We start from the raw sequence: 13,615 nt of genomic DNA, 5'->3' as shown, positions 1-13,615 counted from the left end.
TTATTTCCAGCCTTGAAACCACATACCTTGGCCAAAGTCTTTATCCAGAATGTCTTGTGCTTGTTTTGAGTTCTGGAATGCTTTAACAAAGGTTGCAAGTTTTTGGTTTTTATCTTGGTAATCACGACGGGTCACAAACAAAATTGCATATTTTTTATCAATTGGATCTAAAAATAATGCGCTATGCGGGTCGGTTACCTTTGCCATTTTTAAGTAGTGAGGAAAGCCGAAAATTAAATCGACATCGTTATATGCATGTGCAGTTTGAGGGCCTTCAACCTCAACAAAATTTAGCTGTTTAGGATTAGCAATAATGTCTTGGGTGGTCGAAAGTTCATTGTTGCTGTCTTTTAGCTGAATTAAGCCAGCACGGTGCAATAAAATTAAAGCGCGAGCTAAATTGACAGGATCATTTGGAATAGCAACACGTGCCTTTAAAGGTAAATCATCAAGTGTTTTATATTTTTTTGAATATAAACCTACGTGACTTCCTGAACCCACGGCAAATGCGTGTAAGTCATATCCTGTTTCTTTAACGGCATTGCGTAAAAAAACGCTTTGCTGGAAAAAGTTTGCATCAATATCGCCGTTTTGTACGGCAACATTCGGTGCTCGCCAGTCAGAAAATTCAACAAGCTTGACGTGAACACCTTGCTTTTCAACTTCATTGGCAACGCTTTGTAATAGTTCAGCATAAGGTGGGCTAATGCCAATCGTTAAAACATCATCGGTTTGCTTATTTTTAATATAGCGATAACCGACGAGACCCAGAATCACGATTAAAATCGTAATTCCGAGTAACCAAGGCTTATATTGTTTGAACTGAATAGCCATAATCTTTCCGTTATTACTTCCAGCCCGGGAACCAAAGCGTTGGCCCAATCTCAGCGTCTAAGACAGCTTTAACTTTTGGCGAGTTCTGATAAATCTCAACAAATTTCTTCAATTTGTCGCCCTTGTCCTGATAGTCATCACGCACTACAAACAAGATGGCATAACGTTTATTGGTATTGTCATCAAGTAAAAGTGCGCTCTCAGGGTCAGCTGTTTTTGCTAAGCGTAAGTAATGTGGGTAGCCAAAAGCCAAGTCAACATCATCAATTGCACGAGCAGTCTGTGGTCCTTCAACTTCGATGAATTGCAAGTTTTTAGGGTTTGAAACAACATTTTTGAGTGCAGATAAATGATTGTTTGAATCTTTAAGCGTAATTAATTTAGCTTGCTGTAAGAGTAGTAGGGCACGACCTTGATTCACTGGATCATTTGGAATGACTACACGTGCATTTTGTGGCAATTCATCAAGGCTTTTATATTTCTTTGAATAAAGTCCCACATGTGATGCTGCACCCACTGCAAATGCCTTTAATTTAAAGCCAGTTTCTTTAATTGCATTATCTAAGAAAGGTTGATGCTGGAAAAAGTTCGCATCAATATCCCCATGATTTAAAGTAATGTTTGGTGTATTCCAGTCAGAAAATTCAACCAGTTTCACATTTAAACCCTGTAGCTTTGCTTCATCGGCAGCAGCTTGTAAAGTTTTTGCAAATGGTGGACTAATGCCAATTACAAGTTCATTTGAGTCACTTTGACGGTGTTTATTCCAAAAGAATAAAGCAACAAAAAGGACTACAACGACTAAGCCTACGCCTAGCCATTTTTTAGAGGCTGTTTGAGCCATGTCTATCTCCAAATTTAAGCAGTTATTTCTTCAATTTTTGTTAAGTTTTTGCTGTTGTTATAGGGACTACATCGGAACGCTTGAACAGGGTGCTGTTTCGGTAATTGATCACCCCGATTAAAGATTTTGTTCCGTAGTGAACCCGTTTTATATGCAGTTTTATAGCGACCACGTTGTTGCAGCTCAGGAATGACCAAGCGAATAAAGTCGTGGTGAGACTCAGGTGCAACAGTACGTGTTAAATTAAAGCCATCAATATCGGTTTCATCTAAAAGATGAATTAAATATTCAGCAACTTCTTCGCCACTGCCAACAATGAGTGGATAACGGCCGCCTAAAACATGTTGAGCTTTTAAATCATTTTTAGTGATTTGCTGTTCTTTAAATTTTTCGGTAATCGAAACAATGCTATTACTTTTCTGATAAGGAATTGCTTCATCATCAGCAAACTTACTTAGGTCAATACCTGTTGAACTCGCATAATGAGCTAAGCCTGCTTCAGGACTTGCGTACTGACGGTATTCATTAAGTTTTTGTACAGCCAAATCATGTGTTTCAGCAACGACAACGGTTATGCCGACAAATATTTTAATGTCATCACCTGCACGCCCTTGTTGTTCGGCAAGAGTACGAATCTTTTTTACTTGCTCACGAATTTTTTCGGGCTTGTCACCACCAATAAATACACATTCAGCATGACGAGTCGCAAACTGCATACCTTTTGGTGAAGCACCAGCTTGAAATAATGTTGGGGTGCGTTGCACAGAAGGAGACACCTGAAAAACACCTTCACTCTGGTAATATTTTCCGTGATGGTAGATGGTGTGAACTTTAGTTGGGTCTGTAAAAACACGCTTTGCTTTATCTTTTTTAACAGCATCGTTTTCCCATGAACCTTCCCAATATTTATAGCAAAGCTCTAAAAACTCTTCGGCTTGTTCATAACGTGCATCGTGATCTTTTAAACCTTTTTGACCGATAAGACGTTCCGCACTATCTAGATAACCGGTAACGATATTCCAGCCAATACGACCTTGAGTTAAATGGTCAAGGCTCGCAAAGCGACGAGCGAACTGATACGGATGTTCATAGCTTAAGTTAACAGTGACCCCAAAACTCAAGTTTTGAGTAACTGCCGCCATTGCTGAAATAAGTGTAGATGGGTCATGGCTTGGAAGCTGAATTGACTCTTTTAAAGTGAGGTCAATGCCATTTTGATAGACGTCATATACACCTGTAATATCGGCAATAAACAAACCATCAAATAGGCCACTTTCTAAGGTTTTTGCTTGTTCTGTCCAATAGCTCAGTTCATTAAAACGGTGTGACTCATCACGTGGATGTGTCCATAGACCATGATTAATATGCTCAACACAGTTCATATCAAAAGCATTGAGTAAAATTTCTTTCGCTTTAAAATCAGTCATTACAATGTCCCCCGACGAGGTGGTAGAACACCATTCAGAACATAGTTGCCGATAAAGTAATATTTCCAACGTGCAGCATCATGCAACGTATGCACGCGTGCATTGCGCCAGAAACGGTCTAAGCCATCTTGTGCTTGACTACCACGGCTACCAGCAAGTTCAATCAGCTTCGACGACGCTTTTAATGCGATATCGCTACTATGAGCACGTACTTTGGCAACATCAATTGAAGCCTTAGCAATCCTTTCAGATGTAGTTTCAATTTTTGCGGCATCAATTGATTGAGCAGCTTGTTTTAATAGAACTTCACTTGCTCGTACATCTACGGCAATCCGTCCTAATTCATAAATTGTTAAAGGATCTTGATTTGCCGTTGCAACTTGCGAATCAATCCATGGGCGAGCTTGATGTACTCTTTGCAAGCTTTCTTCAAAGGCTGCACGTGCAATGCCTACCTCAATCGATGCATGCATAATTTGGGCAAAAGGGCCCACTAAAGTTGGTTGTAAAAATGCAGTATCAAAAGGAATAACATCATCTGCATCGACAAAAACCTGATCAAACTTAACTGTGCCGCTACCTGTGGTTTTCTGTCCAAAGCCCGACCAGTCGTCCACAAGTTTTAATCCTTGTGAACCACTTTTTACAAAGGCTAGATATTCTCGGCCTGCATCGTCTAAAACTAAGGTTGGAATACGGTGAGCAAATAAACTTCCTGTGCAGTAAAATTTTTCACCCTGAATCAAGTATCCATTTTCATGAGGACGAATATTGGTTTGTTTGTGAGTCGAAGTTTTTGTTTTAAATTCAGCAAGTGCATTACCAAAGCGCGTGCCATTTAAGACTTCGCCATATAAGCGTTGTTTTTGAGCTTCTGTTCCCATATTGCGTAAGACTTCTAGGGCATAGAAATGGTTTTGTGGAATTTGTCCGATTGAACCATCTGCACCACTTAAAAGTGCAATTACTTTAGCTACCGTATGGCTTGAAACTTCGGCACCACCATATTGCTTTGGTACTGTAATTGCCCATAGCCCAGACTGGCTTAAGGCATCAATTTCGGTATACGGTAAAATTCGCTTGGTATCGCGTTCTACTGCGGTTTTTTTAAATTGCTCAGCAAATTGTTTAGCAATTTCCAAAGCTTCAGCATCATTTCGAATAATGTGTGCTTGGTTTGATGCCGATGTTTGTTTAGTTTGAACCGATTGATATGAAGTCATGACAATTTCTCCTTAAATCCAGGCATGGCGGGCAGGGAAATGACCATTCAGGTAATAATTGCCAATGGCATGTAATTTCCAACGAACAGGGTCGTGTAACGTATGTACACGGGCATTTCGCCAATGTTGATCTAAATTGTGCTGGCTTAAACTTGAGCGACTTCCACCAAGTTCCAGCAGTTTTTCAGAGATTTGTAGAGCGGCATCATTGGCATAGACTTTCGCTTCAGCAACCAAAATTGAAGCTTTCGCTACTTGTTCATCAGTCACATTTTCAAGTTGGTCAAGTTCATCTAAATATTCAGCCGCTTCATCAAGCAATAAAATTGCAGCGTCGAGCACAATATTTAACTTACCAACCTCTTGCAGGGTGTAATGTTCAAAGCTGGCTTTTTCAACATTTGCATCGATAATTGGACGTGCTTTATGAATGGTCGATAAGGTATCTTCAAAAGCGGCTTCTGCAATTCCAACATCAATTGCAACTTGTAATAACTGCGAATAAGCACCGCGATAGGTTGGGGCTTGTGTTAATAAGCGTTCATCAAAAATAAGTTCAGGATTAACTTCAACATCATTTAATTTAACTGTACCGCTCGCAGTTGTACGTTGGCCAAAGGCATTCCAGTCATTAATGACTTCAATGCCTTGAGTATCTCGGTTAACAATCACTAAAACGACATGGCCTTCAGGATGAACGGCCTTAATTGCAAGCCAGTGCGCAAAACTTGTTCCTGTCGAATAAAATTTCTCACCGTTTAAAATATATTTGCCATTTTCAATGGTGAGCGTGGTTCTTAGTGTTTTTGAGTCATGTGTATTACGTTCTGGGCCACCGTTGGCAAGACGTTTTCCTGCTAATATTTCTGAAAAGATAAATTGTTTTTGTTGTTCTGTACCCAAGATTTCGATCAGGTTTAAAAGGCTAATCTGATTTTGTGGAATCTGACCAACATTCGCATCACCTTTACTTAAAATACGGAAAACTTGTGCCAAGGTTTTATTGGACACAAAAGCTCCGCCATATTTTTTTGCAATGCGAATTCCGCCTAAGCCTTTTTGGCTAAAGCTTTCGATTTGCTCATGAGGTAATAAGCGTTGTTGATCACGTGTATTACGACCCTCTAAAGCATAATCTGCCACTTGATAAGCGGCATTAATGGCTTGTTGATCATTTTGAATGACGTGGACGTATGCCGTCGTTTTAGATAGAGAATTAGACATAATGACACCTTGTATTGCTGTCATTACCTTACAAAAGAAATATTTTTCCACTAAACGAGGACTTATGCTCAGCTTATGAAATAAAGTGCAAAGCATTTTTTTTGATTTTTAATGGAAAAATAAAGATATTAAAAGTTATTACAAATCAATTGGTTGTTGTTTGTATGCAAAAAATTAATCATAAAATTAGTTTTAATATGAAAAAGAGCAATAAGTACGGTAAAAAAAGATATAAAAAAATAGACTTAACTGTCAGCAAAAATGAGCACAATATCCATTGTTTTCACTAAAAATAGCTTCTAAAGTATCTACTTACCATCGACCATTTTTGTACAAATAGTCAAATAAAAATAAACGTGGAGATTTTATGCGGGTTTTGTATCAGTTTCCTTTGTCCCATTATTGTGAAAAAGCTCGCTGGTTGTTAGACCATAAAGAACTTGATTATGTGGCTCATAACTTGATTCCAGGGTTTCATCGTGCTTTCGCACAACTCAAAACAGGGCAAAATTTGCTGCCAATTTTGAAAGATGATCATCAATGGATTGCTGAATCAACCAAAATTGCACTTTATCTGGATGATACCTACCCAGAACATGTGCTTTTACGTCGTGACGAGCAACTTAGGCAACAAACACTGAAAATTGATAGTTTGGCTGATGATCTTGGGATACATGTGCGCCGTTGGGCATTAGCACATAATTTAGCCCAAGGGGACCATGCTCTAGAAATTATGATGGGTGAACAAGGCTATTTACGTCAGTTTGAAAAAATATCAAAACCTTTTCTCAAAACACTCGTAAAGAAGAACTATAAGCTTGAAGAAGAGTTAGTGAGCCAGTCCAAAAAGCACATGGACGAACTCATAAATGAACTAAACCACTATTTAATAGAAAATCAAGCGCGCTATATGGTGGGCGACCGATTAAGTCTTGCCGATATTTCTGTCTGTTCGATGCTTGCACCACTATTAGAGGTAAAAGGTACGCCGTGGGAGCGTGAAGAAGCAGAAGAAGTTTCAGCCGAATGGAGCAACTATCAAAAATATTTACTTGATTTGCCTCTAGGCCAATATGTTTTAAGAATATATCAAACCGAAAGAAACGCGCGCGTAGATTGGCGAGGAATTTAAACTTTATAAAATGCCCTGATTTTCTCAGGGCATTTTTGTAATATTTCTAAGGTCACTCATTTATCTAAATATTACTATCAATTTTCTAAATGATTTTTATTAAACCATTTGCATATATTATTTTGATCCTTAGACATTCTTTTAGAATGAGTATTTAGTTTTTATCTAAATCTCTAATAATTTTAATTTTTATAATTTTTCTGAAAATAAAATTTTTCTAAAAACAGTTTTTAGCTGAAGTTAAGCCACTTTATTGTGCATGTGTTTACAATGTAATCAATAATTGCCACATTTAAGTGTAATTAGGTGAGCTTAATAATAGACAGAAGATTAAAATATAGATTAAAGTAGAAACATGTTAGCAGTTTTAAAGGTATTAACTCTGCAAAACAGATTGAATAAAATAAGTGAAGCAAATGGATGTGTCCTACTTGGAAAAGTTGGCGCGATAATTGCAATTTAATAATAAATCACTCTATTGCTCTATATGAATGATTCTATAGATAAATAGAGATAATGATCATCAAGGAGTTCTTATGAAACGTTCTGCAACCTCTCTCATTATTTCAACATTTATGCTTTGTACGGTTGGTGCTACTTCTCAAATTCAGGCAGCAGATACATTAGCTAAAATTAAAAGCAGCGGAAAAATCGTCATTGGCCACCGAGAATCTTCTGACCCAATTTCATATGTTGTTGCAGGTAAACCAGTAGGTTATGCAGTCGATATCTGTAACCAGTTTGCAAATGACATTAAAAAAGAATTGAAAATGCCTGGGCTAAAAGTTGAGTACAAGGCAGTAACTTCATCAACTCGTATTCCTGAACTTTTAGCAGGCAATATCGATATGGAATGTGGTACGACCACAAACTCTAAGCAACGTCAGGAGCAAGTTGGTTTCTCAACAAACTATTATGCGACTGAAGTACGTATGGCAGTTAAAGCGAATTCTGGCATTAAGAGTTTGGCAGATTTAAACGGTAAAGCTGTTGTAACAACTCAAGGTACAACATCTGATAAATACATCAAGATGAATGAAAAAGGCCAAGCACTTACTATCCAAAATATCTATGGTAAAGATCACTCTGACTCTTTTGCAATGATGGCATCAGGCCGTGCTGCTGCATTTGTCATGGATGATAATATTTTAGCTGGCTTAGTTGCCAAGTCTTCTACACCTAAAGCTTTCGCAATTGTTGGTCCAGTACTTTCATCAGAGCCTTATGGCATTATGCTTGCTAAAGGTGATACAAAATTTAAAGCGATTGCTGACCGTACTGTAAATAATCTATGGAAAACTGGTCAAATGGACGCTTTATATAAGAAGTGGTTCTTGTCGCCAATTCCACCAAAAAATACAAATTTGAACATGCCACAAAGTTCATCTTATAAAAAATTAAAAGCTCGCCCAACAGATGCAGGGATCTAACAAGATCTTTTTGTCCTAAATTTACTTAAGCAAGTGAAATCTCACTTGCTTAAGCGGTCTATTTTCCTAAAGATATTCATTTAAGGGGCAAACATGTCAGTCGGCTCGCTAAACTGGACTATATTCTGTGCGGAGTCTAATGAATATGGTGTCGATAAAGCCGCATGGGCAGAATCAGTCTGTAGAGTAATTGGTAGCTCAAGCTACAATGCTCATGCTGAAGCGCCCACATGGTTACAAATGTTAGGTTCAGGCGTCTTTACTATGGTTTGGACAGCTATTATAGCCTTTCTTATCGCATTTTTATTAGGTTCTCTCCTAGGGGTAATTCGTACATTACCCAACAAACCTCTCGCATTTATTGGCAATTGTTACGTTGAAATCTTCCGTAATATTCCACTTATTGTGCAGCTATTCTTCTGGGCATTTGTTTTTCCTGAATTTTTGCCAGACAGCATAAGTGCAGGCAGTGGGGATGTTGTTGCTGGTGGATGGTGGAAAAATCTTTTAAATCAGCAGCCTGCGGTTGTTGGTGTTTTTGCATTAGGTCTCTACACAGCTGCGCGTGTATCTGAGCACATACGTGCTGGTATTAATACTGTTTCAACAGGACAAAAATTTGCAGCTTCCGCAGTAGGTTTTACCACTGCACAAAGCTATCGTTATGTCATTTTACCTGTTGCATATCGTACTGTGTGGCCCACGATTACTTCTGAAGCAATGAACGTTTTCAAAAACTCGGCTGTTTTATATGCGTTGAGTGTTTTGAACTTCTTCGCTTATACAAAAACCATGCGGGAAGAAACTTCTCAGGACATCATTATTCTTATTCTCTCTACACCTGTTTATTTGATCATTACTTATAGCATTAAATTTGTAATGGCATGGATTGAGAAAAGAATGGCTGTACCTGGCTTAGGTTCGGGAGGGAAGTAATTATGGATTTTTCTTTATTACAGAATCCTGATGTGATCGCGGCACTCAAAGAAGGTTTCGTTTTTACCCTTACTGTGACTGTATTGGCGATGCTGGGCGGTATCCTGATCGGAACCCCATTGGCAATGATGCGTTTGTCTAGCAATGCTATCGCAAGTAATTTCGCAAAATTTTATGTCGATCTGTTTCGTGGCATTCCATTGATTCAGGTAATCTTTATTTTCTACTTTTTGTTGCCGAAAATATTTGAGTTTCAATCTGATACATATTGGGGACCGTTGTTTTCGAGTGTTGTGACTTTTGCTATTTTTGAGGCTGCATTTTTCTCGGAAATTGTACGTTCAGGCATTCAGTCTATTTCAAGAGGTCAGGTAAATGCTGGTTATGCGCTAGGTTTTACCTATGGACAATCAATGCGCTACGTGGTTTTACCTCAAGCCTTTCGTAACATGCTCCCAGTATTGTTAACTCAAACAATTATTTTATTTCAGGATATCTCATTAGTTTATGTAATTAGTGCACCAGACTTTTTAGGTCGTGCAGATACATTGGCGAATACTTATGGTCCTGAAACGAAAGCAACATTCTATTTAATCGTCGCTGTAGTGTACTTCTGTAGTTCGTTTGTGCTGTCGCAATTAGTCAAACGCTTACAGCAAAAAATTGCCATCATTCGCTAATTGGAGATTTTAAATGCCAATGATAGACATCCAACATATCTCTAAATGGTATGGTGATTTTCAGGTTTTAACAGATTGCACGACGAGTATTGAAAAAGGTGATGTCGTTGTTGTTTGCGGACCATCTGGTTCAGGAAAATCAACACTCATTAAAACAGTAAATGCGTTAGAACCATTTCAACAAGGCGACATTATTGTTGATGGAGTTTCTCTGAAAGATTCAAAAACGGATCTTGCTAAATTCCGTTCACGGGTGGGAATGGTCTTTCAGCACTTTGAACTTTTTCCACACATGACTGTTTTGGAAAATTTAACAATTGCTCAAGTTAAAGTGTTAAAGCGTTCAGTTGCCGATGCTCGTGCAAAAGGTCTGAAATATTTAGAACGTGTAGGTTTGCTTGCGCATAAAGATAAGTTTCCGGGTCAATTGTCTGGTGGACAGCAACAACGTGTAGCGATTGCGCGTGGCTTGTCTATGGACCCAATCTGTATGTTGTTTGATGAACCAACTTCTGCACTTGATCCAGAAATGGTAGGTGAAGTACTTGAAGTGATGGTGCAGCTTGCACATGAAGGCATGACCATGATGTGTGTTACACATGAAATGGGTTTTGCTAAAAGAGTATCTAACCGTTTAATTTTTATGGATGAAGGTAAGATTTTAGAAGACTGCCCAACGCATGAATTTTTTGATAATTTAGATGCTCGCCACGAACGTGCGAAGCTTTTCTTAGAAAAAATTCAAGCCATGCATTAATACCGCTAATAAAAAAAGAGCCTTTTGAAAGGCTCTTTTTTTACATCCAATTTTTAGAAACTATATTTTGCTAATAAATTGATACGCGAGTAATCACCCTTATCACCTGCGAAAGTTTCTCGTTGGCCATAAGTATATTCTGCACCTAAATCAATACTTTTAACTGGATTCCAGATTAAATTGACCAAGGCATTATAAATTTCTTTGTTATAACTGGTACTGGTTAAATTGCTATTTGCGTAAATGCTATCATCTTTATATTGAATACCGCCTATTGCAAAAGTAGAGCGGAGGATAGGGCTCCATTTTCGTTGATAGCCAATAACCGCACTATCGAATTCACCTAAATTAATATCTTGTGTTGTTGTGTCATAGGCATAAGCAGAATTGCTATAAGATAAATAGCGACCGTCTCCTTTTACATGATAGTAGTTAGCAACCAAGCTATCTTGAGGAGTTAAATCATATTTACCTCCAACGCCTACACCCCAACCAAATTTTTCTTCAGAAGCGCTATCTTTCGGTGCTACACGGTTTTCATGTGCAAGACCATGTAACTGTAATAGGCCTTTATTATCTGCAGTTTTGAAATCATATCGTGCTGTTAAAGCAGGAAAACGGCTCCCACCAGCAGCATTACTCACTTTTTCAACATCACCACCTTCTAAGGCAACTAATATTTTCTGTTGGGCATTAATTGGCTGAGTGTACCTAACTTGTACTGTACGCGTAGTGCCTGTACCAACAGCTCCAGTGAAATCTAGTGTTTCTGGCGATGTATCTGTATTTACAAAAGGTGAAGTTGTTTGACCTGCTAACCATTTACCTAAAGACATATAAGCATGACGAACACGGAAGGTTCCATTGCCATTATCGCCATTTCCACCCATGAAATCGGCTTCAATTTTACCTGTTAAATCTCCATATTGAGTTGGACGAGTAATATCTAGGCCAATTCGTGAAGTTGCAGCAGATACATTTAACGAATCTTGTCTTGGGTCATCTTTATTTAAAGGGTAGTTGGCGCCATTTGAAATGCTACCATTTGAACCTTTAAAGTCATAGGTTGCATCTGCGCGGACACTACCATAAAGCTTGACTTGGGTTTGGCCATCCGTCATTGCCATCCAACCTGGTTTTGATACAGGAGAGGTCGAAGCCGCAGGTGTTGCGGGAGGTGCTGGTGGAGCACTGACCGATAAAGCTGTTTTTTGTTGATCAGATAGTTTCTGAACAAGTTGTTTTAATTCCTTTACCTCATCACGTAACGTATTAACTTCAGCATCTGTAGCTGCATGCACAGGCATCGTCACGCTAATTACACCTAAAGAACTCATTGCTAGCACTAGTGTTTTGATCTTATTCACAGGAATTCCCCGACATGGATAAAAATTTTCCTGCAAATACATAACAATAATAATGCCAACTTTAAGAATTTATAAAAATAGTAAAATTTATATTATTATCATTGGCTTATGTCAAAATAGAAGTGTAAATAAGACCTTTCATTGAAAAAAATAAATGAGAGCATGAAATTGACTCTCTAAAATGAGTCATATGCTCGACTATTTGCACGGTTAAAATGCATAACTGCAATAAAATATGTAAAAGAAATAAATGTTTTAGCTATTTTTAAACCTTTGTATTTTTCAATGCGTCGCAGTTGTATAGGGTATACTGTCCTCATTGTAAATTCTGGCTGGAGATAGGGATGGAGTTAGATCGTTTTGATAAACAAATTCTAGAAATTTTGTCTCATGAAGACTTAAATTTGAATGAACTTTCAGAACGGATCAATCTGTCAGTCAGTTCTGTGCATCGCCGGATTAAACACCTGATTGAAGCCAACGTTATGGGGCAGCTCAAAAGGGAAATTAATTTTAGTAAACTCGGCTTTACCTTGCACATCTTATTGCAAGTTTCATTGAGTAAGCATGACACTGAAACATTTGACAAGTTTCTTTCTGAAATAGAAGCAATTCCAGAAGTGACCAATGCATTTCTAGTGACGGGGCAAAGTGCCGATTTTATTTTGGAACTTGTAGCACGCAACATGGATGACTACAGTGAAATTTTATTAAGACGTATTGGAAAAATTGACAATGTGGTTGCTTTGCATTCCAGCTTTGTTATTAAAAAATATAATGTTTTTAACTGCTATAACCTATTAAATAAACTATAAAAAAACGCACCATTAGGTGCGTTTTTTTAATTCAAATGTTTGATTTAGGCATCAAGTTGAGCCAAAACCTCATCTGTGAACTCAACGTTGGTATAAACGTTTTGTACATCATCGAGATCTTCAAACATATCAATCATTTTAAGAATTTGTTTTGCTTGGTCGACATCAGTAATTTCAGCTTTGGTTGATGGACTCATAACCACTTCTGCATTGTCAGATTTTAAACCAGCAGCAGTCAGAGCATCTTGAACTTCACCAAAAGTTTCTGGTGAGGTGATTACCAAAATTTCATCTTCAGAAATTTCAATATCTTCAGCGCCAGCTTCTAAAGCAACTTCCATGATTTTGTCTTCTAAAGAAACATCTTCAAAAGTAATTTCACCACGTTTAGTAAATAGATAAGCTACAGAACCTGCTGTACCTAAGTTACCATTTGTTTTACTAAAACAGTGGCGTACATCTGGCACTGTGCGGTTCAAGTTATCTGTCATTGTTTCAACAAGAACAGCAACACCGCCAACACCATAACCTTCGTAAGTTACTTCTTTTAAATCATCATTATCTTCACCACCGGCACCACGTTGGATTGCACGGTTGATGGTGTCACGTGTCATATTAACTGAAAGAGCTTTTTCAACTACTGCACGCAGACGAGGGTTGCTAGCAGCATCTCCACCGCCAAGTCTGGCAGCAGTCACAATTTCACGAATATATTTAGTAAAAACTTTACCGCGACTTGCATCTTGTTTCGCTTTACGATGCTTAATATTGGCCCATTTAGAATGACCCGCCATGGACGTGAACTCCAAAAAAGAAAATGCAAAAGTGCTGGAATATTAGTATAGGCTTGGTTTTGTTGAAAACTGTTGCCCTGCGTTTTGTTAGCCAATTGAATAAGAATAATAAACTTAAGACCTAATGAGTAAGATTAGGCCGAATCAAGTCC

Annotated in this window: 13 protein-coding genes; 6 read left to right on the top strand and 7 right to left on the bottom strand. The window is 38.1% G+C overall.

What is annotated here, in order from left to right; genetic code table 11:
• From F936_RS11650 to F936_RS11630, 5 genes are read right to left on the bottom strand one after another with little or no spacing between them, the layout of a single operon-like run.
• Nucleotides 1-834 carry a MetQ/NlpA family ABC transporter substrate-binding protein gene (locus tag F936_RS11650; protein ID WP_005041243.1) on the bottom strand — a complete coding sequence of 278 codons (834 nt, stop codon included), beginning with the start codon at nt 832-834 and terminating at the stop codon, nt 1-3.
• Between the two features lie 13 nt (nt 835-847).
• Nucleotides 848-1,678 (bottom strand): MetQ/NlpA family ABC transporter substrate-binding protein, encoded by an 831-nt coding sequence (locus tag F936_RS11645; protein WP_005047530.1) that lies wholly within the window; start codon nt 1,676-1,678, stop codon nt 848-850.
• Between the two features lie 14 nt (nt 1,679-1,692).
• A complete protein-coding gene (locus tag F936_RS11640; protein ID WP_005047529.1) occupies nt 1,693-3,105 on the bottom strand; it encodes an LLM class flavin-dependent oxidoreductase in 1,413 nt (470 codons plus the stop codon).
• A complete protein-coding gene (locus F936_RS11635) occupies nt 3,105-4,328 on the bottom strand; it encodes an SfnB family sulfur acquisition oxidoreductase (RefSeq protein WP_005047528.1) in 1,224 nt (407 codons plus the stop codon). The genes F936_RS11640 and F936_RS11635 overlap by 1 nt, the downstream gene beginning before the upstream one ends.
• Nucleotides 4,329-4,340: 12 nt before the next feature.
• Nucleotides 4,341-5,576, bottom strand: a complete 1,236-nt coding sequence (locus tag F936_RS11630) for an SfnB family sulfur acquisition oxidoreductase (RefSeq protein ID WP_016802016.1) — start codon at nt 5,574-5,576, stop codon at nt 4,341-4,343.
• A 343-nt stretch (nt 5,577-5,919) separates the two neighbouring features.
• Here F936_RS11630 and F936_RS11620 point away from each other — a divergent pair, with 343 nt between their 5' ends.
• From F936_RS11620 to F936_RS11600, 5 genes are all read left to right on the top strand, one after another.
• Nucleotides 5,920-6,684 (top strand): glutathione S-transferase family protein, encoded by a 765-nt coding sequence (locus F936_RS11620; RefSeq protein ID WP_005047525.1) that lies wholly within the window; start codon nt 5,920-5,922, stop codon nt 6,682-6,684.
• Between the two features lie 536 nt (nt 6,685-7,220).
• Nucleotides 7,221-8,114 (top strand): amino acid ABC transporter substrate-binding protein, encoded by an 894-nt coding sequence (locus F936_RS11615; RefSeq protein ID WP_003651343.1) that lies wholly within the window; start codon nt 7,221-7,223, stop codon nt 8,112-8,114.
• Nucleotides 8,115-8,207: 93 nt separating this feature from the next.
• A complete protein-coding gene (locus tag F936_RS11610; RefSeq protein WP_003651344.1) occupies nt 8,208-9,050 on the top strand; it encodes an amino acid ABC transporter permease in 843 nt (280 codons plus the stop codon).
• 2 nt (nt 9,051-9,052) lie between these two features.
• Nucleotides 9,053-9,730, top strand: a complete 678-nt coding sequence (locus F936_RS11605) for an amino acid ABC transporter permease (protein ID WP_005047524.1) — start codon at nt 9,053-9,055, stop codon at nt 9,728-9,730.
• Between the two features lie 13 nt (nt 9,731-9,743).
• Nucleotides 9,744-10,487 (top strand): amino acid ABC transporter ATP-binding protein, encoded by a 744-nt coding sequence (locus F936_RS11600; RefSeq protein WP_003651348.1) that lies wholly within the window; start codon nt 9,744-9,746, stop codon nt 10,485-10,487.
• A 53-nt stretch (nt 10,488-10,540) separates the two neighbouring features.
• Here the strand turns inward: F936_RS11600 and F936_RS11595 are convergent, their stop codons facing one another.
• Nucleotides 10,541-11,854, bottom strand: a complete 1,314-nt coding sequence (locus tag F936_RS11595) for a DcaP family trimeric outer membrane transporter (RefSeq protein WP_026055663.1) — start codon at nt 11,852-11,854, stop codon at nt 10,541-10,543.
• 344 nt (nt 11,855-12,198) lie between these two features.
• Between F936_RS11595 and F936_RS11590 the strand changes: the two genes are divergently transcribed.
• A complete protein-coding gene (locus tag F936_RS11590) occupies nt 12,199-12,669 on the top strand; it encodes an Lrp/AsnC family transcriptional regulator (protein ID WP_004642558.1) in 471 nt (156 codons plus the stop codon).
• Between the two features lie 44 nt (nt 12,670-12,713).
• On the opposite strand, the gene F936_RS11585 is transcribed toward F936_RS11590, so the two are convergent.
• The gene (locus tag F936_RS11585; protein ID WP_003651352.1) at nt 12,714-13,463 is read right to left on the bottom strand and encodes a YebC/PmpR family DNA-binding transcriptional regulator; all 750 of its coding nucleotides are present in this window, start codon (nt 13,461-13,463) and stop codon (nt 12,714-12,716) included.
• Nucleotides 13,464-13,615 lie beyond the last annotated feature (152 nt).

The organism is Acinetobacter calcoaceticus DSM 30006 = CIP 81.8, from assembly GCF_000368965.1.
Classification (GTDB): domain Bacteria; phylum Pseudomonadota; class Gammaproteobacteria; order Pseudomonadales; family Moraxellaceae; genus Acinetobacter; species Acinetobacter calcoaceticus.
The sequence above is the reverse complement of the archived record's forward strand: the minus strand, read 5'-3'. Positions and strand labels throughout refer to the sequence as shown.